The sequence below is a fragment of the Thalassococcus sp. S3 genome, from assembly GCF_004216475.1.
Taxonomy (GTDB): domain Bacteria; phylum Pseudomonadota; class Alphaproteobacteria; order Rhodobacterales; family Rhodobacteraceae.
Genome location: NZ_CP022303.1, coordinates 3,066,826 through 3,088,424 on the forward strand (window position 1 = coordinate 3,066,826; position 21,599 = coordinate 3,088,424).

The window sequence follows — 21,599 nt, forward strand, 5'->3', positions numbered from 1 at the left end:
GCCTATTGCGCAGCCATCGCGCGAACCCTGGGCAGCGTCACCCGAAACGCGGCGCCCGGATGCCCGCTGAGGTACTGCACATCGCCGTCAAGCCGCTGCATGATCTCCCGGCAAATCGCCAGCCCCAGGCCCGCTCCCCCCGCCTTTTCGCCACTGACCCGGGCGAATTTCTCGAAAACCAGCGAACGGGCTTCGCGGGGAATGCCGCTGCCATTGTCGATGAAATCGACGGCGATGCTGTCGGCCACCTCATGTACGACGATGCTGAGGACCGGATCGGGCGCGTCGCAGTATTTCTGGGCATTGGTGATGAGGTTTATAAAGACCTGCGCCAGGCGGTCGAGATCCGAATAGATCGGAACCCCCTCGCTCAAACGCCTGCGCCGAATGGTCAGCTTCGCATCCGATCCCGCCAGTGCCGTGGCGACCGCATGATCCAGCACGCTGCTGACCGATCCTTCGCGCATGTTCAGGCTAACCTGCCCGCTTTCTAGAACGCTGAGATCCAGAAGATCGTCCAGAAGCCGGGTCAACCGAAGCGCCTCGCCATGGATGATGCCGGCATAGCGGGTCTTCTCAAGCTGCCCAAGGCCATGGGTATCGCGCAAAATCTCAGAAAACGCGCGGATGGAGGTCATGGGCGTGCGCAGTTCGTGGCTCACCTGGCTCAGGAACGCGTCCTTCTGCACCGAAATCTGCGTCAGCTTGGCGTTGGCGTCGCGCAATTGGGCCGCAGTGCGGCTCAGTTCTTCGGACTTGGCCTCAAGCTGGCTGGAATATTCCAACATCTGCGCCGACTCGCTCGCCACCGCCATCAGATCCTCGACCGACACCGACGCGCGGCCCACGATCTGGCCTACCATCGCATGTGCCGTCGCCGCGCCCACCGACCCCGACAGCTCCCGCTCCAGGCTTTCCAGGAATTCCGGCGTCGGATCCGGCAGATGACCCCGCTGCCCCTGCCGGTCCGCCTCCCGCTGGAAGAGGGCCTGTGCCTCGCGTGCGCCCAGGATCCTTTGGGACATGATCATCAGATCCTCGCTTTGCGCAACCGATCCGGTCCATCCCCGCGGCCCCTTGGAGTGATCGAAGACATTGACGAATTGCGCGCCCTGCAGCCGCTCGATGGGGCTGGGAAAGCTGCTCAGCGAGACCGTGACGAAGGCAAAGGCGTTCAGCAGAAGGCTCCACATCACCGAATGCACGATCGGGTCCAGCCCCGTGATGCCAAAAAGCGCCTGTGGCCGCAGCCAGCCGACACCGAACGGCCCCTGCTCGACCACGCTCGCAATCACCGGCCCGCCAATCCCCGGCAAAAGCAGCGTGTAAAGCCAGAGCCCGAAGCCCACCGTCAGCCCCGCCAGCGCGCCCATCCGCGTGGCCCCGCGCCAATAGAGCGCGCCCAGAAGCGCTGGGAGGATTTGTGCTATGCCAGCAAAGGCAATCAGACCGATAGAGGCCAGCGCTCCGCCGCCCGACACGCTGTAATAGACATAGCCCAGCGCCATGATCCCCGCGATCGACACACGGCGGGCCAGCAGCACAACGTTGCGCACATCGCCCGACACCGACGCGCCGCCAATGCCCCTCACGCTCAACCAGATGGGCATCACGATGTGGTTCGACACCATCGTCGACAGCGCCATCGCCGCCACGATCACCATCGAGGTGGCCGAGGAAAAGCCGCCCAGAAACGACAGCATCGCCAGCCCGTCCTGCCCCTGCTGCAACGGGATCGACAGGACGAACAGATCCGGGTTCGACCCTTCGGGCATCAGGTCCAGCCCCACCACCGCGATGGGCACGACAAAAAGGCTCATCAGCATCAGGTAAAGCGGAAAGGCCCAGGCGGCGGTGCGCAGATGCTGCTCGTCCTCGTTCTCGACCACCATCACCTGGAACATTCTGGGCAGGCAGACAAAGGCCGCAGCAGCAAGAAAGGTGATCGCCGCCCAGCGCCCGCCATGCACTTCCCACGCCCCGATATCCGAGGCGTCGATGCGGGCCAGCGTCTCCGAAAACCCTCCGGCAATGCCCCAGACCACGAAAATGCCGACCGCCAGCAGCGCGACGAGCTTGACCACCGCTTCCAGCGCAATGGCCGTGACCACGCCGTGGTGACGTTCATTGGCATCGAGGTTTCGGGTGCCGAAGAGAATGGCAAAGACCGCCAGCCCCACCGCCACCCAGAACGCGCTGGCATTGGGCGCATCCCCCGATGGCCCCGGTTCGGCAAAAATCGAAAAGGACAGCGTGATCGACTGAAGCTGCAGCGAAATATACGGCGTCACCCCGATCACGGCCAGGATCGTAACGCAGATCGCCAGCATGTTGGATTTGCCGTAGCGGGCCGAGATCAGGTCCGCGATGGAGGTGACCCTCTGGCTGCGCCCGATGCGCACCAGTTTGCGCAGGCCCCACCACCAGGCGATCATCACCAGCGTGGGGCCCAGATAGATAGTGACGAATTCCAGGCCCGAGCGGGCCGCGTAGCCCACCGCGCCATAAAAGGTCCAGCCCGTGCAATAGATCGACAGCGACAGAGTGTAGATCAGGGGCGAGCGCAGCCAGCCCGCGCGTCCCGTCGCCGCGATCCGCTCCGCCCAGAAGGCCACCGCGAACAGGATGACCACATAGCCCAGGCAAACCGCGACCAGGGTGTTGAGCGACGCCAACGTCTACTCTCCCTGCGGGTCCACCGGTGCGCGGCTCCAGCGCCTCTGCGCCAGACCGAAACAGGCCGCCAGTCCGATCAGCACCGCCCAGACCCCAAAGACATAGAGCATCGCCGAAGACATCGACACCGCCTCGCCTGTCTCCGGTTTGGGCCAGAGCAGCGGAAAGGCAAAGAGCAGCGCGCCCAGAACCGGCAGGAACCGGGCCGCGTCCAGCAGGCGCCGGCGGCGATAGCTCTGCCGCTCCAGAAAGACCGATGGCCCGCCCGGCGTCATGATTGTGATGCCTGTGCGAGCAGGTCGCGCACGGCTGTGAGCACTTCGGTGTTCGAAAACGGCTTGGTCATGAACCGGCTTACGCCCGCCTTTTCCGCCATATCCCGATCCCGGCTCTGGCCTCTTGCCGTCAGCATCAGAACCGGCAGCGCCCGGGTCGCGTCGATCTCTCGCAGATCCTTGAGGATTTCCATTCCGCTCCGGCCCGGCAGCATCACGTCCAGGATCACCAGATCCGGTGCGGCCCGCTTGACCGCCTCCACGGCCGTGGTGCCATCCGAATGCGTCTCCACCTGCCAGCCATCGCGGGTCAGCAAAAAGCGGATCGCCTCGATGATGTTGGGTTCATCTTCGATCAACAGGACCTTGCGGCTCATCAGTCCCTTCCCCCCGGAATGGTACGCGCAGGGTTGTCCCCGCGCGGTCTTCGTATTCTTATAATTGCAACCGTTATCCCCAGTTTTCGGGATCGAGTCAAAACTCTTCGCGCAGGATCGACGGCTCCCGTCGCGCGGCGCACCGGGCCGCCGGGCAGATCCGGCACGAGCTTCCGACGCTCAGCGGCGGCTGATCCTCTTCCGCCGCCTCCCGAACCGGCACGATCAGCATCGTCGATTGCACCTGCGGGTCTCGCTCGAAACTGGGCCGTCCGACATCCCGGGCGATGGCGAAACACTCAAAAACAGCACTTGACCGTCCCATCTGCACCACCCTGCGCCGCAGCGGCTGCCCCGGGCGGCTGAGCGCGGTGAAGACCGGCCAGAGCGGGCAGGACGCGCCAAAACGCGGCAGCGCAAAGCCCTCGATCTGCTTGCGAAAGATCAGACTGCCCGAAGCGTCGCACACCACCAGCCCCAGCGTCTGACCCACCAGCGCGTCCGGCAGGCTGGCCAGCCTGCGAAAGACGCAGGGCAAATCCACGCCGAACGCATCAGCAAGGGCGACCGGATCCAGCCCATGCCGCCCCAAAGCCCCTGCAACCTCCTCAAGCGGCATCGCCTTCGCATCGCTTTCATATTGCGCCAGTACGCCTTTGGCGATCTGCCGGGCCGCCTTGCCCGTCAGATCCTGCGCCTCTGTGACGATCTTGTCTGCCTTGATCTCCCCGCGCTCCAGGTCGGCGAAGTGGTGATCCCTTGCCGCGACAAAGGCCTCCACCTCTTCCTGCGGGGCCACCCCGCGCCCCGCATCCTCTCCACTTTCATCCAAATACCCAACCAGGGCCTTGCTGCTTTCAGCCAGACGGCGGGAATCCTCGTTCAGGTTGCGGTGAAACCTGTCCCTCCATTGCGGCTCGATCTCTCCCGTCTCCGCCAGGATCGACGCCGTCGACCGGATCGCTGTCGCTGTCGACAGAACCTCGTGGAGCGACGCCGCCAGATGCGGATCGTGGGTCAGCCGGTCCGACAGCGTCTCCACCGTGCGCTCCAGCGTGGCGATGCGGCGATGGGCGCGAGCCAGCACCTCCGCCCAGCCCGGAAAGCGGCCCGCGAATTCGTCCGCGCGGTCCATCTCCGCGACCGGCGTGCCCGCATCCGCCGCCGCCTCCCTCAGCGTGGCGATCAGGGCCGCCTCCGCCCCCTCGCTCAGCATCGACGGCTCCACCCCCAACACGCCCGCGATGTCCACCAGCAACTTGCCGCCGATTCTGCGCCGATTGTGTTCGATCAGGTTGAGATAGCTCGCCGAGATGCCGACCCGCCGCGCCAGATCCGCCTGTCTCAGACCGGCAATACTCCGCCGCTCCCGAATGCGGCTTCCCGTCAGCGTGTCGCGCGCCATTGGCCGCCCTTCCCCGTTTTCCCGTCATTTCAACGGCTTTCTGCGATGCAACATACATCTTTTTACAGAATACCGTGGAATACTGTTCAGTTGTTTACAAAATTCTTGTGCTTTTCAAGGGGGTTATTGCGCAATTTTCTGCCGATCGCCCATAGTCTCTTTGCATCTATAGATGTGGGTCCTGCTCGGAAGAGGAGCCGGCAGGACCAATCACAACACGGGAGGACTCCATGTCAAAAACCAATGTCACACGTCGTGGCGTGCTGCGCACGGGCGCAGTTGCAGGCGCAGGCCTTGCATTGCCGACCTACCTGTCAGCAGCCGGACACGAAGGTTTCACCAACGCCCCCACGGGCGGCACGGTGACGCTGGGCTTCAACGTACCGCAGACCGGCCCCTATGCCGACGAAGGCGCGGACGAATTGCGCGCATATGAGTTGGCGGTCGAGCATCTCAATGGCGGCGGCGACGGCGGCATGATGGGCACGTTCTCGTCCAAGGCGCTGAAGGGCAACGGCATCCTGGGCAAGAAGGTCGAATACGTGACCGGCGACACCCAGACCAAATCCGACGCCGCGCGCGCATCCGCCAAGTCGATGATCGAAAAAGACGGCGCCGTGATGATCACGGGCGGGTCGTCCTCCGGCGTGGCTGTGGCCGTCCAAGCCCTCTGCCAGGAGGCTGGCATCATCTTCATGGCCGGTCTGACACACTCCAACGACACGACCGGCAAGGACAAGCGGGCCAATGGCTTCCGCCACTTCTTCAACTCCTACATGTCCGGTGCCGCGCTCGCGCCGGTGCTGGCGGCCAATTATGGCACCGACCGCAAGGCCTATCACCTGACGGCGGACTACAACTGGGGCTACACGACCGAAGAGGCCGTGAAATCCTCGACCGAGGCGATGGGCTGGGAAACCGTGGCTGCGGTGAAGACGCCGCTCACGCAGACCGACTTCTCGTCCTACATCGCGCCCGTGCTTCAATCCGGCGCCGACACGCTGGTCCTGAACCACTATGGCGGCAACATGGTCAACTCGCTGACCAACGCCGTTCAGTTCGGCCTGCGCGACAAGCAGGTCAACGGCAAGGACTTCCAGATCATCGTGCCGCTCTACTCCCGCCTGATGGCAAAGGGTGCCGGCGCCAACGTGAAGGGCATCTTCGGCTCCACCAACTGGCACTGGTCTCTGCAGGACGAAGGCTCCAAGGCGTTCGTCAAAAGCTTCGGCACCAAATACGGCTTCCCGCCGTCGCAGGCGGCCCATACCTGCTATGTGCAGACCCTGCTCTATGCTGACGCCGTCGAACGTGCGGGCTCCTTCGCGCCCTGCGCGGTGGTCGAAGCGCTCGAAGGTTTCGAGTTTGACGGTCTGGGCAACGGCAAGACGCTCTACCGTGCCGAAGACCACCAGTGCTTCAAGGACGTGCTGGTCGTGAAGGGGAAAGAGAACCCGACCTCCGAATTCGACCTTCTGGAAATCGTCGAAGTCACGCCGGTCGATCAGGTCACCTATGCCCCCGATCACCCGCAATTCTCGGGCGGCGCTCTGGGCACCTGCAACAACGGCGCCTAAGCGGCAGGCGGGCGGGGCCCTCCCCGCCCCATCGCCCTTTTTCGCAAACGCCAAACCCGGTCGGGCGGAGCATGCTTCGCCCAACCACACGCCTTCTGCATCCGGCGATCAAACCCCACGAGAGGCAGGCCCATGGACGCCATCATCCTTCAGATACTCAACGGGCTCGACAAGGGCTCGGCCTATGCGCTGATCGCGCTGGGTCTCACCCTCATTTTCGGCACGCTTGGCGTCGTCAACTTCGCCCATGGCGCGCTCTTCATGATCGGCGCCTTCTGTGCGGTCACGCTCAGCCGTATCCTGACCCTGTCTCACACCATCATCGACGAAACCCGCAAGGATTTCCTCGGCAACCCCCTCAAGGTCGAGGTGCCTTACGTCTACGACATCTTCGGCGAGGCCACCGGGGCCGCGATCATCGACTGGGCCGTGCCTCTGTCGATCTTATTCGCCATCCCCGTGATGATCGCCATCGGCGTGATCATGGAGCGCGGACTGATCAAGCACTTCTACAAGCGTCCCCATGCCGATCAGATCCTCGTGACCTTCGGCCTGGCCATCGTGCTGCAGGAAATCATCAAGTATTTCTACGGCGCCAACCCGATCCCCACGCCCGCGCCCGCCGCCTTTACCGGCTCTTTCGATTTCGGCGCGCTGCTGGGCTTTGATCCCAACACGATCATCTACCCCTACTGGCGGCTCGTCTACTTCGCCTTCGCCGCGCTCATCATCGGTGCCGTCTTCGCCTTCCTGCAATTCACCACCTTCGGGATGGTTGTCCGCGCTGGCATGGCCGACCGGGAAACCGTGGGCCTTCTGGGCATCAACATCGACCGGCGCTTTACCATCATGTTCGGCCTCGCCGCCGCCGTCGCGGGTCTGGCAGGGGTGATGTACACGCCCATCAACTCACCCAATTACCACATGGGCATGGACTTCCTCGTCCTTAGCTTCGTCGTGGTGGTCGTGGGCGGCATGGGCTCCCTGCCCGGCGCCGTTCTGGCCGGCTTCCTTCTGGGCATCCTCGAAAGCTTTGCCTCGATGAAAGAGGTCATCGCCCTCATTCCCGGCATCAACCAGATCATCATCTATCTGGTCGCCATCATCATTCTGCTTACCCGTCCCCGGGGCCTGATGGGCCGCAAGGGCGTGATGGAGGACTGATCCATGTTCGGACTGGATAAACGAGACACATCCCTCCTGCTGCTGGTCGCGGTTCTGACGCTTTGCGCGCCGTTCCTGCTGAACCCCTTCCCCGAAGGCTCCGCCATGGCGCAGTTCAACGCGGGCTATCCGGACCTGATGCAGCGTTTCGTGATCTTCGGGATCTTCGCCATCGGCTTCAACATCCTCTTCGGGCTGACCGGTTATCTCAGCTTCGGGCACGCGGCCTTCCTCGGGGTCGGCTCCTACTCCGCCGTCTGGATGTTCAAGCTGCTCAGCATGAACGTGATCCCTGCGATCCTTCTGGCCGTCATCACCTCCGGCATCTTTGCCCTTCTGATCGGCTTCGTCAGCCTGCGCCGCTCCGGCATCTACTTCTCGATCCTGACGCTGGCCTTCGCCCAGATGTCCTTTGCCCTTGCCTATTCCGTGCTCACGCCTATCACCGGCGGCGAAACCGGGCTGCAACTGGCGCTCGACGATCCTCGCATCCTCGGCGCCTCGCAAACGCCCGAGGGCAATATCCCCGTGCCCGGCCTCTTCGGGCTCGAGATGCGCGACAGCGTCGAACTGGCGGTGGGCTCGTGGCTCTTCACCTTCAACGTGGGCTACTATTTCTGCGTCGCAATCATGCTGGCGGCCTTCTATCTGGCCATCCGCATCTTCCGCTCCCCCTTCGGCATGATGCTTCGGGCCGTCAAATCCAACCAGCAGCGCATGAACTATACCGGCCTCAACACCCGTCCCTATACGCTCGCCGCCTTTGTGATCTCCGGCATGTATGCCGGCCTCGCCGGTGGCCTGATGGCCGCGATGGACCCTCTCGCGGGCGCCGAGCGGATGTTCTGGACCGCGTCTGGCGAGGTCGTTCTGATGACCATCCTCGGCGGGGCCGGTACCCTGATCGGCCCGGTGCTGGGCGCGGGCATGATCAAATACATGGAAAACATCATCTCCAAGATCAATTCCGACATCCTGCATGGCTGGTTCGCCTTCCTGCCCGACGGGCTTGAGGATGTGATCGTCTCGCTGATCTACCCCTTCATCGGCAAGGGCTGGCACCTCACGCTGGGCATCATCTTCATGCTCGTCGTGATCTTCCTGCCCGGTGGCCTGATCGAGGGCGGCCAGCGCATCGCCCGCCTCTTCCGCCGCCGCAAGGCATCCGAAGACAAGCCCACCGGCACCACCGAGCCCGCGGAATAAGGAGACCGTCTCATGGGAATTCTAGACGTCAAAAACGTGGGCAAACGCTTCGGCGGCCTCCAGGCTCTGAAGGACGTGAACCTCTCGGTTGCCGAAAACACCGTCCATGCCATAATCGGACCCAATGGCGCGGGCAAGTCCACCCTGCTCAACTGCCTCGTCGGCAAGCTGATCCCCGACACCGGGTCGGTGATGTTCGACGGCCAATCCGTGCTGGGCCGCGCGCCATACGAGATCAACCAGATGGGCATCTCCCGCGTGTTCCAGACGCCCGAGATCTTCGGCGACCTCACGGTGCTGGAAAACATGATGATCCCCTGCTTTGCCAAGCGCGACGGCGCGTTCGAAATGAACGCTATCGCCTCCGTCACGGCGCAAAAGGACATCATCGAACGGGCCGAGGCGGTGCTGGAAGACATGAACATGGCCGACAAGCGCCACATGCACGCCGCCTCCATGTCGCGCGGTGACAAACGCCGGCTCGAGATTGGCATGTGCCTCAGTCAGGAGCCGCGCCTGCTGCTTCTGGACGAGCCCACCGCCGGCATGGCCCGTGCCGACACCAACAACACGATCGACCTGCTCAAGGAGATCAAGGAGAAGCGCGATATCACCATCGCCATCATCGAACACGACATGCATGTGGTGTTCTCCTTGGCCGAGCGTATCACCGTGCTGGCCCAGGGCACCCCCCTGGTCGAAGACACGCCCGAGAACATCAAGGGCCACCCGAAGGTGCGCGAAGCCTATCTGGGCGAAAGCGCGTAAGGCGAGGATGCTGTCATGAACGTCAAACCCGACTTCTCCAAAAACGCCAACATGGCCTCCACCGCCCCGGCCTTCCTGTCGGTCTGGGACATGCACGCCTATTACGGCGAAAGCTACATCGTGCAAGGTATCTCCTTTAACGTCCACGAAGGCGAGATCCTCGCCCTTCTGGGCCGCAACGGCGCCGGCAAAACCTCCACGCTGCGCTCCATCGCCCGCATCGGCGACCCGGAGGTGCGGCAGGGCGAGATCTGGCTCGACCATCAGCCCCTGCACAACATGTCCAGCCACGAAGCCGCCAGCGTCGGGCTGGGCCTCGTGCCCGAAGACCGCCGGATCATCCCCGGCCTCACGGTGGAGGAGAATCTCAAGCTCGCCCAGATCGCCCCGCCCATCGGCTGGTCGCTCGATCGGCTCTACGACCTCTTTCCGCGCCTCGGCGAACGGCGTAGTCAGGAAGGCGTGACGCTGTCGGGCGGCGAGCAGCAGATGCTGTCCATCGCCAGGGCGTTGGCCCGCGACATCAAGGTGCTGTTGCTGGATGAACCCTACGAGGGCCTGGCCCCCGTCATCGTGGACGAGATCGAGAAAACGCTCATCCACATCAAAGAGCAAGGCATGACCACGGTCATTGTCGAGCAGAACGCGGTCCGGGCGCTCGAGCTCGCCGACCGCGCCGTGATCCTGGATACAGGCGGGATCGTTTTCGATGGCACCGCGTCAGAAGTGCTGGAAAACGAAGAGCTGCGCGCAGAATACCTCGCAATCTGAGCCGGCTTGGCGGTCTTCGGACCCACTTCGGGCCGGTCCTCGGATCGGCCCTTTTTCGTTGCGCCTTCTGCCTCGGTGCGCCTTCTGCCTCGATGCGCCGGAAAACGTCCCGTTTTCCGTCAATTTCCGTCTCGGAAATTGCGCCCTTCTCAAAACACCTACCCTCTGGCACCCGCAGAAAATGTGACATTTTCTGCCGATTTCCGATACGGAAATCGGCGCCCCCCGGGGCACACCGCAACGCGTTACTGGGCCGTCCACCCTCCATCCACGGGGATTGCCGCTCCGGTCAGATTATGTGCCAACGGCTGACACAGCCACAGCGCCAGGGCTCCAATCTCTTCGGGTTCCGAGCCCCTCAAACTGGGCTGCTTTTGCGTCAGCATATCGGCAATTGCCGCCTCTCGGTCGCCGTCGAAGGCGGCCGCCCGCTCGGCAATCTGCGGCTCGATGATCGCCGTGTTCGTCCAGCCCGGACAGATGCAGTTCACCGTCACAGCCCCCTTTGCCGGGTCCCCCTTGGCCGCATATTCCAACGCCGCCACCTTGCTCAGTCCGACTAGCCCGTGCTTGGCGGCCACATATGGCGCCTTGTATTTGCTTGCCACCAGCCCGTGGACCGAGGCGATGTTGATGACCCTTCCATATCCGCGCTCCGCCATGCCCGGCAGCGCGGCCTGCATGGTCTGAAACGCCGCCGACAGATTGACCGCCATAATCTGGTCCCAGATGTCTCATGACACCGTTTTCAGCGGGGCCATCTCCTGAATGCCTGCATTGTTGACCAGAATGTCCGGCCCACCCCAGGCGTGCACCGCCCGCATCAGCCCGTCGATCTGGTCCGCATGCCTCAGATCCCCGCCAAAAAACTCCGCCTGTGGCGCGCCCATGTCCTTAAGCGCTTCGCAAACCTCATAGACCTCTGCATCGCCTGCCAGCCCGTGGACCGCGATCCGCACTCCTGCGCCTGCAAGCGCCTCCGCAATGGCCCTCCCGATCCCCTGGACCGAGCCCGTGATCAACGCCGTCTTCCCCTCCAACTCGCTCATGCCTGCTCCTCCAGCAGCTCCCGTAAACGCGTTTTCAGGACCTTTCCGTAGTTGTTCTTTGGCAGCGTCTCCAGCCTCAGATAAGCCTTGGGCCTCTTGAATCGCGCGATGTTCTGCTGACAGAGCTGATCCAGCTCCGCTTCCTTCGCCTCTCCCACCACGAAGGCAACCACCTCCTCTCCCCAATCCGCATGGGGTCGGCCCACCACCGCAACCTCCCTGACGTCCGGGTGGGTCTGCAACACCTCCTCCACCTCCCGGGGATAGACGTTGGAGCCTCCCGTGATGATCACATCCTTTGACCGGTCCTTTAGCGTCACATAGCCGTCCGCATCCATCGCGCCCACATCGCCCGTCATCAGCCAGCCGCCGCGCAGCGCCTGAGCCGTGGCCGGCTCGTTCTTCCAATATCCCGGCATCACCACGTCTCCGCGCACCATGATCTCGCCCTGGACGCCCGGCGGTGCTTCCGCGCTGCCCTCTCCCGCGATGCGCACCTCTACCGCTGATTGCGCCCGGCCCACGCTGGCCAGTCTCGTGTGCCAGCGGGGATGCATCCGGTCGCTCACATCGTGCCGCGACAGCGCGGTGATGCCCATCGGGCATTCCCCCTGTCCGTAAATCTGCACGAAGATCGGCCCGAATTGCCTGACCGCGTCGATGATGTCGGCCTGATACATCGGCCCTCCCGCATAGACGATCGTGCGCAGCCCCGCCCCCGTGCCCGCTCCGTCCTTGGCCGCTTCGGTCAGGCGTTTGACCATCGTGGGGGCCGCGAACATGTGCACGTTGCCAAAACCGCGGGCCAGCTCGAAGATCTCCACCGGATCGAACCCGCCCGACACCGGACAGACATGTCTTGCGCCAAAGCGGACGTGGATCATGTTGTAAATGCCCGCGCCGTGGCTCATCGGAGCGGCGTAAAGGGCGGTGTCTTCCGGCCTGACCTGATCCACATCCGTCTGATAACTCAGCGACATCGCCATCAGCATCCGGTGGGTAATCATCACACCCTTCGGCCGCCCCGTCGTCCCCGATGTATAGAAGAGCCAGCAGAGATCCGCGGGCGCGCGCTCTATCGGCCCTTCGACGGGCCTTGTGGCGAAGGCCTCGTCGAAGTCCGGCCCCGTGATGTCGACGATCTCGGCACCGACCTCTGCGTCGGTCAGATCCTGCACCCGTTTGGGGGTGGCAAAGCAAAGGCGCGTCCCTGAGTGATCCAGGATATAGGCCACTTCCTTTGCGTGCAGCTTGGCATTCACTGGCACCGCCACCGCGCCCGCATACCAGATACCGTAGAGCACGATCAGATAGGTCGGACTGTTGGACAGGTAGATCGCGACCCGATCACCCGGCTCCACGCCCCGCTTGATCAGCCAGCCCGCCACCCTTGCCGCGCGCTCGTGGAACAGACCGTAATCGGCAACCAGATCCCGGCCCAGATACAGCGCCGGCCGCTCCGGCGCCTGCTGTGCCATCCGTCCCAACCACATTCCGATATTCACCGCTCACCCCCGTCGCTGGCCCCCTCGTATCACACCCAGAACCACCCGGACCTGCAAGGTCTTTCGACGCCTGCGTGCCGTCCATCCGAAACCTGCATCATCGGTCTGCAGCGGATGGGCGCTTTTCACGCCTCTCACCTTGGCCTATAAGCGCATCCATTGGACAAACCCGCAGGCAGACGGGCGACAGGCAAACGCGGTCGAGGATAACATGACAGACACCAAGCATGACGCGGATGTAGCATTCATCAAGGCGTTGGCGGAGCTTTTGCGCGAAAACGATCTGACTGAACTGCAGGTCAAACGGGACTACGGCGAAGACGACAGTCTGAATGTCCGGGTCAGCCGGGTTCAACCCGCTCCCGTGGCGGCCCCCGCGCAGGCCGTGGTCTCAACCACAGTGCCCGCGGCCGAACCCGCAGCCAGCGCCCCCGACACAGCCGAGCCACCCGCCACCGAGGACCCCGCCAACCATCCCGGCGCTGTCACCTCGCCCATGGTCGGAACCGTCTATATGCAACCCGAACCCAATGCGCCCGCCTTCATCAGCGTGGGCGACACGGTTGCAGAGGGCGATACATTGCTCATCGTCGAGGCGATGAAAACCATGAACCACATTCCCGCGTCCCACTCGGGAACAGTCAAGCGGATCCTTGTCGAGGACGGAGCCGCCGTCGAATACGGAACACCCCTCGTCATCCTCGAATAAGGCCTTCAAGATGTTCAATAAAATCCTGATTGCCAATCGTGGAGAGATCGCCCTGCGCGTCATCCGGGCCGCGCGTGAAATGGGCATCGCGTCTGTCGCCGTCCATTCCACCGCCGACAGCGACGCGATGCATGTGCGGATGGCCGACGAATCCGTCTGTATCGGCCCGCCCTCGGGCACCGAAAGCTATCTGTCCATTCCCGCCATCATGGCCGCCTGTGAGGTGACCGGGGCCGAAGCCATTCATCCCGGCTATGGCTTTCTGTCCGAAAATGCCCAATTCGTTCAGATCGTCCAGGACCACGGCCTCACCTTCATCGGGCCCACGGCCGAGCATATCCGGATCATGGGCGACAAGATCACCGCCAAAGACACGATGAAGGAATTGGGCGTGCCCTGCGTGCCCGGAAGCGATGGTGGCGTTCCGACACTGGACGAGGCCCGTTCGCTTGCCGCCGACATGGGGTATCCCGTGATCGTCAAGGCCACCGCCGGGGGCGGTGGGCGTGGCATGAAAGTGGCGCAAAGCGCGGCAGATCTCGATATGGCCTTTCAGACCGCGCGGTCCGAGGCAAAGGCCGCCTTTGGCAACGACGAGGTTTACATCGAAAAGTACCTCACCACGCCGCGCCATATCGAAATCCAGGTCTTCGGCGATGGCAAGGGCCGCGCCGTGCATCTGGGGGAACGCGACTGCTCGCTCCAGCGCCGCCACCAGAAAGTGTTCGAAGAGGCGCCCGGCCCCTCCATCAGCACCGACGACCGCGCGCGGATCGGTCAGATCTGCGCCGACGCGGTGGCCCGCATCAACTATGCCGGCGCGGGAACCATTGAATTTCTTTACGAAAAGGGGGAGTTCTATTTCATCGAAATGAACACCCGCCTTCAGGTCGAACATCCTGTCACCGAAGGTATCTTTGGCGTCGATCTGGTGCGCGAACAGATCCGTGTCGCCGCCGGGCTGCCGATGTCCTTTAGCCAGGACGATCTTCAGATCAACGGTCACGCGATCGAAGTGCGCATCAACGCCGAACGCCTGCCCAACTTTTCCCCCTGCCCCGGCAAGATCAGCGCGTATCACGCCCCCGGTGGCTTGGGCGTGCGTATGGACAGCGCGCTTTATGATGGCTATTCGATCCCGCCTTACTACGACAGCCTGATCGCCAAACTGATCGTGCATGGCCGTGACCGGACCGAAGCGCTGGCCCGTCTCAACCGCGCCCTGGGCGAGTTGATCGTGGACGGGATCGACACCACCGTCCCGCTCTTTCACGCGCTGCTGGAAGAGGTCGATATCCACAAGGGCGACTATAATATTCACTGGCTCGAGCGCTGGCTAGAGACCAACATGGCCGACGCGTGATCCTTGCGCGGCGCAGGTCGATCCCGCTAGGCTGCGCGGGCGAGATCTGATCCAACCGCAATGACGCTCACGCCCAACCTTTTGCTGCACGGCTATTCCATCGGGATCTTTCCGATGGCCGAGCATCGCAACGATATCGAGGTTTTCTGGGTCGATCCCCGCCGCCGCGGGATCATTCCCCTGGATGGATTTCACATCTCCCGCTCCCTGGCCCGCCGGATGCGCAAGGGGGGCTATCAGGTCGTGGTCGATCAGGACTTCGCGGCGGTGGTCGATGGCTGCGCGGATCGCGCCGAAACATGGATCAACGACGAAATCCGGCGCCTCTACGTGGCCCTGCACGAGGCCGGACATGCCCATTCACTGGAAATCCGCGAAGAGGGCACTCTGATCGGTGGGGTCTACGGTGTCGTCCTGGGCGGCGCCTTTTTCGGGGAAAGCATGTTTTCGCGTCGCCGCGATGCCTCCAAACTGGCCCTGGCCTATCTGGTGGATCGGCTCAACCTGGCAGGCTTCACGCTGTTTGACACGCAGTTCCTCACCGATCACCTGGCCTCACTCGGCGCGATCGAGATCCCGCGCGCCGCCTATCACACCCGTCTCGAAGCCGCGCTTGCGCAAGACGCCGATTTCACCGCGCCAACCATCCCCTCCGCTCAGGAGGTGATACAGCGCAGCACCCAGACGTCGTAGCGCGAATGATCCAGCGCGTTTAGCGCAGGCGAGGATGCAATCATCCAGCCATCGAAGAGCGCGTCGGGATCCTGTCGTTCACGCACCGAAAGATAGGCATAGGCATCCCCGGTCGGGTTGCCCGCGGGAAACCGGCATTGGGCCACAAGCACATCGAGACCGAACAGCTCCGCCGTCTGGCCTGCCCGCACCTCGATATCCGTTGTCTCTCCATTCACCTTGTCGAGCCCGCGCAGCACCGCGCCCGCACCCGTCGCCGCCTGCTGGCCCGCGGCCGGCATGGCAAGGCACAAAGCGCCCAGCACTGCCCAAAGAGTTCTCACTCGCCGCCCTCTCCGGAGACAAATTTCAACAGCAGCGAAATCAGGCTCACCGCGCCCTGCGTGTCGGTGATCTCATCGCCCGCCGCAAAGGCAAAGGGCGACCCGCCCGGTACGATTTCAACGAAGTTTCCGCCCAGAAGGCCTTCGGAGGACACGACAACCGCGCTATCATCGGGGATGTCGATCCCGTTGGCCACGGTGAAAAGCGTATCCGCGCGGAACGTCTCGGGGTTCAGGTTCACCTCGGTGACGGTGCCGATCTTCACCCCCGCCAGCCTGACATCGGTGCCAACCGAAACCCCTTCCAGAGAGCGGAAGGAGGCGGTGAGGTCATATCCCGCGCCGCCCTGGGTGATCCCGGCCGCCTGTCCGGCATAGACGGCAAAGGCAATGGCCCCGGCCAGTACCACGCCGCCTACAAGCACTTCGGTCTTGCTATGTGCCATGCTCTTTTTCGCCCTATTCCGGGGTCCAGGCCTCGTAGTCGCTCCGCGGTGCCGGTTCCGCGCGGCGGCGGATCGACCCTGCGGGCGCATAGGCCAGCGCCGTGCCTGTCAGGTTCTCCTGATGCGGCTTTTCCCAATCCTTGCGCGGCAGCGGTTTGTCCGTGGGGGGCTCGTCCCAGGTGCGGTGCAGCCAGCCGTGCCAATCCGGGCTGATCCGGCTCGCCTCCGCCTCTCCGTTGTAGATCACCCAGCGGCGGCTGTCGTCGCGGTTGCGGTAAAAGACGTTGCCCTCATTGTCCTCTCCCACCTTCACGCCATTGCGCCAGGTGAAAAGCTGGGTACCCAGCGTCTGTCCGTTCCACCAGGTCACCGCTCTCAGAAGCGTGTTCAGGATGCCCATCGGCCTCTCCTCAGATCTCTGCCGCAGATATGGCCCATCGGCCGGCGAAGGTCCAGTGGCGCCCGGCGAGACATGGCCGCGCAGGCATCATCGTGCAAGGGCAGTCACCTCGATCTCGATGCGATATTTCGGGTCGATCAGGCCGCATTCGATCATCGTGGCCGCTGGCGGGTTGGCCCCGAACGTCTCCGCCAAAAGCGGCCAGCAGGCCTCGAACTCTGTCCGGTCGGGCAGCATATAGGTCACCCGCACCACATCCTCGAACCCGGTCCCCGCTTCGGCAAGTGCCGCCCCGATAGCCTCCAGCACCGCGCGGCACTGGCCTACCACATCGTCCGGAATGTCCTCGCCCTGCGCCGTGGTCCCGGCCACATGCACGAACCCGCCCGCGACCACCGCCCGGCAATACCCTGCCTTGGCCTCGAATATCCCTCCGGACGAAATCCGCCGCATGTCCCTCTCCCACATGAAAAAGGAGGCATCTGACGTCCTTTCTATCTCACAGCCCGGTTATCAAATCCTTACGGGACGGCGGGCGGGGCGATCTGTGGGCTTCAGCCCGCAGGAGCGTCGTCCCCGTCCTTCCCCTCACCCGGCCGAGGCCGGCTCTTTCTCCGCATCCGCGTGGATCATCAGCGGCGCCGCATCCGACGTGACCGCCTCTTCGTTGACCACCACCTTGGTCACACTGTCGAGCCCAGGCAATTCGAACATCGTATCCAGCAGGATATCCTCCAGGATCGACCTCAGCCCCCGTGCGCCCGTCTTCCGCTCGATCGCGCGCTTGGCAATCGCCTGCAGCGCATCGTCGGTAAAGCTCAACTCCGTATCTTCCAGCTCAAAGAGCCGCTGATACTGTTTGACCAGCGCGTTCTTGGGCTTGGTGAGGATCGTGACCAGCGCATCCTCGTCCAGATCCTCCAGCGTCGCCAGCACCGGCAGACGGCCCACGAATTCCGGGATCAGCCCGAATTTCAGCAAGTCCTCCGGCTCCAGATCGGTAAAGATCTCGCCCACGCCGCGCTCGTCATTGTCTCGCACATCCGCGCCGAACCCCATGGCCGAGCCCTTGCCGCGTTGCGCAATGATCTTGTCGAGCCCCGCAAAGGCTCCGCCGCATATGAAGAGGATATTCGTCGTGTCCACCTGTAGGAACTCCTGCTGTGGATGCTTGCGCCCACCCTGTGGCGGCACACTCGCGACCGTGCCCTCCATCAGCTTCAAGAGTGCCTGCTGCACCCCCTCACCCGACACGTCCCGCGTGATCGACGGGTTTTCGGACTTGCGCGTGATCTTGTCGACCTCGTCGATATAGACGATGCCCCGCTGCGCGCGTTCCACATTGTATTCGCTGGCCTGCAAGAGCTTGAGAATGATATTCTCCACATCCTCGCCCACATAGCCCGCTTCGGTCAGCGTCGTCGCATCCGCCATCGTAAAGGGTACATCCAGGATCCGCGCCAGCGTCTGCGCCAGCAGCGTCTTGCCGCAGCCCGTGGGCCCGATCAGCAGGATGTTCGACTTGGCCAGTTCGATATCCGCGCCCGCTTTCTGGGCGTGGTTCAGCCTCTTGTAATGGTTGTGCACCGCGACCGACAGGACCCTCTTGGCCATTGCCTGCCCGATCACGTAATCGTCCAGCACCTCGCAGATATCGCGCGGGGTGGGCACGCCGTCGGTGGCTTTCAGACCGCTCGCCTTCGTCTCCTCCCGGATGATGTCCATGCAAAGCTCGACGCATTCATCACAGATAAAGACGGTCGGGCCCGCGATCAGCTTGCGCACCTCATGCTGGCTCTTGCCGCAAAAGCTGCAATACAGAGTGTTTTTGCTGTCGCCGCTTGAATTCGTTGCCATGATTTACCTTTCAGGCTTCGCCTTCTGCCAATGCCCCGTTTCGGGGCGCCTCGACCCACCGTTGGGGCAGCTTAGGGCAGCGGTTCCGGCACCACAATCGCAAAATGTGCCCCCTTCCGCCGGGAGAGGGCACAGGGTTTTCAAACCGCCGTGAATTTACGCATCCTCGCCATCGGTTTTCGGACGCGACTCGACGATCTCGTCGATATGCCCCCACTCCTTGGCCTCTTCCGGGCTCATGAAATTGTCCCGATCCAGCGCCTTTTCGACCGCCTTCTTGGTCTGGCCCGTATGACGCACGTAGATATCGTATAGGCGGTCCTTCAGTTTCTGCGTCTCCGCCGCGTGGATCATGATGTCCGACGCCTGCCCCTGATAACCGCCCGACGGCTGGTGCACCATGATGCGGGAGTTTGGTAGCGAGAAGCGCATGCCCGGCTCTCCACCCACCAGCAGCAGCGACCCCATCGAGGCCGCCTGCCCGATGCACAGCGTCGACACTTTGGGCTTGATGTACTGCATCGTGTCGTAGATCGACAAACCGCTCGTCACCACGCCACCGGGGGAGTTGATATACATCGAAATTTCCTTCGACGGGTTCTCCGCCTCCAGATGCAGAAGCTGGGCCACGATCAGGTGGCTCATGCCGTCATGGATCGGTCCGTTGATGAACACGATCCTTTCTTTCAGCAGGCGTGAGAAAATGTCATAGGCCCGCTCGCCCCGGCTGGTTTGCTCCACCACCATGGGCACAAGGTTCATGTAGGTTTCGACTGGATTGTTCATGTGCGCCGCCTGCTTTGCTAAGGTGCCGGGACCATACCCGGCGCTTGGTTAAGGGAGTCTTAGTCCTGGCTCCGGGGGGCTGCAAGGGCCAGCGGTGGCGAAGCCGTGCCATTGAAGCCTCCGCCCCGCCCGCTACCTGCCCCGCATGAGTTCAGATTTCACGCCCACCCGTACCGCCGCCCTCGAACGTCTGCAGCGTTTTCTGCCCAAGGCCGGCAGCGCCTATGCCAGCCGCCGCAACTACGATCTGGGTCCCGAACGGCATGACGGCGTCTCGACGCTCTCCCCCTATATCCGCCATCGCCTGATCACCGAGGCCGAGGTCATCCAGGCCGTCCTCGGTCGCTTCTCCCCCTCCACCGCCGAGAAATTCATCCAGGAGGTCTATTGGCGGACCTATTGGAAAGGCTGGCTGGAAATGCGCCCCTCCGTCTGGGACGACTACCAGCGCGGACTGCGCGCCACTCTAGACGCCGTGCAGACCCAATCTGGCCTGCGCGCCCGGTGGGAGGCTGCTTGCCTCGGCCAGACCGGCATCGCGTGTTTCGACCACTGGGCGCATGAGCTGGTCGAGACCGGCTATCTGCACAACCACGCCCGTATGTGGTTCGCCTCCATCTGGATCTTCACGCTGGACCTGCCTTGGGAACTGGGCGCCGATTTCTTCCTGCGTCACCTCCTGGACGGCGATCCGGCCTCCAACACGCTGGGCTGGCGCTGGGTGGGCGGCATCCAGACCCGTGGCAAAACCTACCTCGCCCGCCCCGACAACATCGCGAAATACACCGAAGGGCGCTTCAACCCCTCCGGCCAGCTTGCCCGGTCCGCGCCGCCTCTCAACGCACCGCTCCCGCCCGACCGCCGCCCCGCGCCCACCGGCGGGCGCTGGCGCTCCGACCTGCGCACCGGTCTTCTGATCACGCCCGACGATCTCAGCCCCGGGTTCCTGCTCGACCAGGGGCTGGAACCTGCCTGCGTCGCCGTCATCTCCCACCGCGCGGATCTCAGCCCGCTCGCCCTCTCTCCGCGTGTGCTCGACTTCGAAGAGGGCGCCATCGACGATCTGACCCAGCGCCTCTCTCACCGTCTGGGGCCCATCCCCCGCATCACCGACATCGCCGAATGGGCCGAGGCCGAGCGGCTCGACCAGATCGTCACCCCATACGCCCCCGTCGGCCCCGAAGCCTCCGCACTCAGCCGGGCCGAAGCGCGCCTGACTGACCGAACCACCCTGATCCGCGCCCTTCGCCCCTATGACGAGGCCGCCTGGCCACATGCCACGCATGGCTTCTTCCGGTTCAAGGAAAAGATCCCGCGCCTATTGGCCGGACTGCGCGGCCTCCAGACTGTGTAAGAAGCCCGCATGGCACGTCATCTCAAGCGGGGCCAAAGGCTCCGCTTGCTGCCGCCCTTCGCGGGGCTATCGCCCCCCTGACGCCCCCTTGCGATGCTTGAAATACTCCGCATAGGCCGTCCCGTTCGAGACCAGAAATCCACTATCGACGTCCAGGGTCGTTCCCGTCATTTTCGCACTTGCCGGTCCTGCAAGGAACATCACCGCATGTGCGATATCTTCTGGCATAACCCATTCACCCAGCGGCATTTTCACTTGGGCGCCGTCTCGCTCGGTTTGGGTCGTATTCTCAAGGATCATCGGGGTCAGAACAGGCCCCGGACAGATCGCATTGACGCGGATGTTGTCGCGCGCGAATTCGAACGCGGCGTGCCGCGTCAGCCCCAAAAGGCCCGATTTCGACGCCGTATATGCAACGCCTCCGTTATAGGACATGCGCTTGCCCGCCAGAGAAGACACGTTAACCACGCTGCCCCTGCCCGCCGCGCGCAAGAGCGGCAGGGACTTTTGCAGACACAGCAGCGCCGCGGTCAGATTGACCGCGAAGACCCGGCTCCAGTCCTGCAGGGTCAGGTCTTCGATCAGGCAGATATCCGCAGTACCCGCGTTGTTGACCAACAAGGAAACCGCCCCCGTCTCCGCCGTGATACGGGCGAAGGCCGCGTCGATGGCCTCCGCATCCGTCAGGTCCGCGGCGATGGGCGTTATGCGGGATTGTTCTTCGGCGCTGAGCGGTTCCCGAAACCCGTCCACCTTGTCGATTGCGAAAACGCGGTAGTCTTGGGCCGCCAGCTCGCGCGTGACCGCCAGACCGATACCGCTCGCGCTTCCGGTGACAATCGCGACCTTGACCTCATCCCTCGACGTCATCTTCGGGCTCCTCAATTTGTAAATT

Annotated in this window: 21 protein-coding genes and 1 pseudogene; 9 read left to right on the plus strand and 13 right to left on the minus strand. The window is 63.3% G+C overall.

What is annotated here, in order from left to right; genetic code table 11:
• Positions 1-2: 2 nt before the first annotated feature.
• The 4 genes from CFI11_RS15155 to CFI11_RS15170 all read right to left on the minus strand — a co-directional run bounded on the left by CFI11_RS15155 (position 3) and on the right by CFI11_RS15170 (position 4,733).
• A complete protein-coding gene (locus tag CFI11_RS15155) occupies positions 3-2,675 on the minus strand; it encodes a sensor histidine kinase (RefSeq protein ID WP_130407393.1) in 2,673 nt (890 codons plus the stop codon).
• Between the two features lie 3 nt (positions 2,676-2,678).
• A complete protein-coding gene (locus tag CFI11_RS15160) occupies positions 2,679-2,951 on the minus strand; it encodes a hypothetical protein (RefSeq protein ID WP_130407395.1) in 273 nt (90 codons plus the stop codon).
• Positions 2,948-3,328 carry a response regulator transcription factor gene (locus CFI11_RS15165; RefSeq protein WP_130407397.1) on the minus strand — a complete coding sequence of 127 codons (381 nt, stop codon included), beginning with the start codon at positions 3,326-3,328 and terminating at the stop codon, positions 2,948-2,950. Before CFI11_RS15165 ends, CFI11_RS15160 begins: the two co-directional genes overlap by 4 nt.
• Before the next feature lie 97 nt (positions 3,329-3,425).
• The gene (locus tag CFI11_RS15170) at positions 3,426-4,733 is read right to left on the minus strand and encodes a helix-turn-helix transcriptional regulator (RefSeq protein ID WP_130407399.1); all 1,308 of its coding nucleotides are present in this window, start codon (positions 4,731-4,733) and stop codon (positions 3,426-3,428) included.
• 230 nt (positions 4,734-4,963) lie between these two features.
• On the opposite strand from CFI11_RS15170, the gene CFI11_RS15175 reads away from it, so the two are divergent.
• From CFI11_RS15175 to CFI11_RS15195, 5 genes are all read left to right on the plus strand, one after another.
• On the plus strand, positions 4,964-6,310 hold the full coding sequence (locus CFI11_RS15175) for a substrate-binding protein (RefSeq protein WP_130407401.1): 1,347 nt from the start codon (positions 4,964-4,966) through the stop codon (positions 6,308-6,310).
• Between the two features lie 132 nt (positions 6,311-6,442).
• Positions 6,443-7,474, plus strand: a complete 1,032-nt coding sequence (locus tag CFI11_RS15180; protein WP_130407403.1) for a branched-chain amino acid ABC transporter permease — start codon at positions 6,443-6,445, stop codon at positions 7,472-7,474.
• A 3-nt stretch (positions 7,475-7,477) separates the two neighbouring features.
• Positions 7,478-8,680: a branched-chain amino acid ABC transporter permease gene (locus CFI11_RS15185; protein ID WP_130407405.1), complete on the plus strand. Its 1,203-nt coding sequence runs from the start codon at positions 7,478-7,480 to the stop codon at positions 8,678-8,680.
• 12 nt (positions 8,681-8,692) lie between these two features.
• A complete protein-coding gene (locus CFI11_RS15190; RefSeq protein WP_130407407.1) occupies positions 8,693-9,448 on the plus strand; it encodes an ABC transporter ATP-binding protein in 756 nt (251 codons plus the stop codon).
• Between the two features lie 15 nt (positions 9,449-9,463).
• Positions 9,464-10,219 (plus strand): ABC transporter ATP-binding protein, encoded by a 756-nt coding sequence (locus CFI11_RS15195; RefSeq protein WP_130407409.1) that lies wholly within the window; start codon positions 9,464-9,466, stop codon positions 10,217-10,219.
• A gap of 245 nt (positions 10,220-10,464) precedes the next feature.
• Here the strand turns inward: CFI11_RS15195 and CFI11_RS15200 are convergent.
• Both CFI11_RS15200 and CFI11_RS15205 read right to left on the minus strand, forming a co-directional pair.
• Positions 10,465-11,268 (minus strand): annotated as a pseudogene (locus CFI11_RS15200) (3-hydroxybutyrate dehydrogenase).
• Complete coding sequence (locus CFI11_RS15205; protein WP_130407411.1) at positions 11,265-12,773, minus strand: class I adenylate-forming enzyme family protein; 1,509 nt, start codon at positions 12,771-12,773, stop codon at positions 11,265-11,267. The pseudogene CFI11_RS15200 and the gene CFI11_RS15205 overlap by 4 nt, the downstream one beginning before the upstream one ends.
• A gap of 211 nt (positions 12,774-12,984) precedes the next feature.
• Between CFI11_RS15205 and accB the strand changes: the two genes are divergently transcribed.
• From accB to aat, 3 genes are read left to right on the plus strand one after another with little or no spacing between them, the layout of a single operon-like run.
• On the plus strand, positions 12,985-13,482 hold the full coding sequence (gene accB, locus CFI11_RS15210) for an acetyl-CoA carboxylase biotin carboxyl carrier protein (protein WP_130407413.1): 498 nt from the start codon (positions 12,985-12,987) through the stop codon (positions 13,480-13,482).
• Between the two features lie 10 nt (positions 13,483-13,492).
• Positions 13,493-14,845: an acetyl-CoA carboxylase biotin carboxylase subunit gene (accC, locus tag CFI11_RS15215; protein ID WP_130407415.1), complete on the plus strand. Its 1,353-nt coding sequence runs from the start codon at positions 13,493-13,495 to the stop codon at positions 14,843-14,845.
• A 60-nt stretch (positions 14,846-14,905) separates the two neighbouring features.
• A complete protein-coding gene (gene aat / locus CFI11_RS15220; RefSeq protein WP_130407417.1) occupies positions 14,906-15,538 on the plus strand; it encodes a leucyl/phenylalanyl-tRNA--protein transferase in 633 nt (210 codons plus the stop codon).
• On the opposite strand, the gene CFI11_RS15225 is transcribed toward aat, so the two are convergent.
• From CFI11_RS15225 to CFI11_RS15250, 6 genes are all read right to left on the minus strand, one after another.
• Positions 15,502-15,861: a DUF2155 domain-containing protein gene (locus CFI11_RS15225; RefSeq protein ID WP_371687435.1), complete on the minus strand. Its 360-nt coding sequence runs from the start codon at positions 15,859-15,861 to the stop codon at positions 15,502-15,504. The two genes, aat and CFI11_RS15225, sit on opposite strands and share 37 nt — an antisense overlap.
• Complete coding sequence (mlaD, locus tag CFI11_RS15230) at positions 15,858-16,307, minus strand: outer membrane lipid asymmetry maintenance protein MlaD (RefSeq protein WP_130407419.1); 450 nt, start codon at positions 16,305-16,307, stop codon at positions 15,858-15,860. Before mlaD ends, CFI11_RS15225 begins: the two co-directional genes overlap by 4 nt.
• Before the next feature lie 13 nt (positions 16,308-16,320).
• Entirely contained in the window at positions 16,321-16,707 is a 387-nt protein-coding gene (locus tag CFI11_RS15235) for an NADH:ubiquinone oxidoreductase subunit NDUFA12 (RefSeq protein ID WP_130407421.1), read from the minus strand.
• A gap of 87 nt (positions 16,708-16,794) precedes the next feature.
• Positions 16,795-17,160, minus strand: a complete 366-nt coding sequence (locus tag CFI11_RS15240; RefSeq protein ID WP_130407423.1) for a RidA family protein — start codon at positions 17,158-17,160, stop codon at positions 16,795-16,797.
• Positions 17,161-17,295: 135 nt separating this feature from the next.
• Positions 17,296-18,564: an ATP-dependent Clp protease ATP-binding subunit ClpX gene (gene clpX / locus CFI11_RS15245; protein WP_130407425.1), complete on the minus strand. Its 1,269-nt coding sequence runs from the start codon at positions 18,562-18,564 to the stop codon at positions 17,296-17,298.
• Between the two features lie 156 nt (positions 18,565-18,720).
• Complete coding sequence (locus tag CFI11_RS15250) at positions 18,721-19,350, minus strand: ATP-dependent Clp protease proteolytic subunit (RefSeq protein ID WP_130407427.1); 630 nt, start codon at positions 19,348-19,350, stop codon at positions 18,721-18,723.
• 145 nt (positions 19,351-19,495) lie between these two features.
• Between CFI11_RS15250 and CFI11_RS15255 the strand changes: the two genes are divergently transcribed.
• Positions 19,496-20,704, plus strand: a complete 1,209-nt coding sequence (locus CFI11_RS15255) for an FAD-binding domain-containing protein (RefSeq protein WP_130407429.1) — start codon at positions 19,496-19,498, stop codon at positions 20,702-20,704.
• A gap of 66 nt (positions 20,705-20,770) precedes the next feature.
• Here the strand turns inward: CFI11_RS15255 and CFI11_RS15260 are convergent, their stop codons facing one another.
• Positions 20,771-21,574 carry an SDR family NAD(P)-dependent oxidoreductase gene (locus CFI11_RS15260; RefSeq protein WP_130407431.1) on the minus strand — a complete coding sequence of 268 codons (804 nt, stop codon included), beginning with the start codon at positions 21,572-21,574 and terminating at the stop codon, positions 20,771-20,773.
• Between the last annotated feature and the right edge of the window lie 25 nt (positions 21,575-21,599).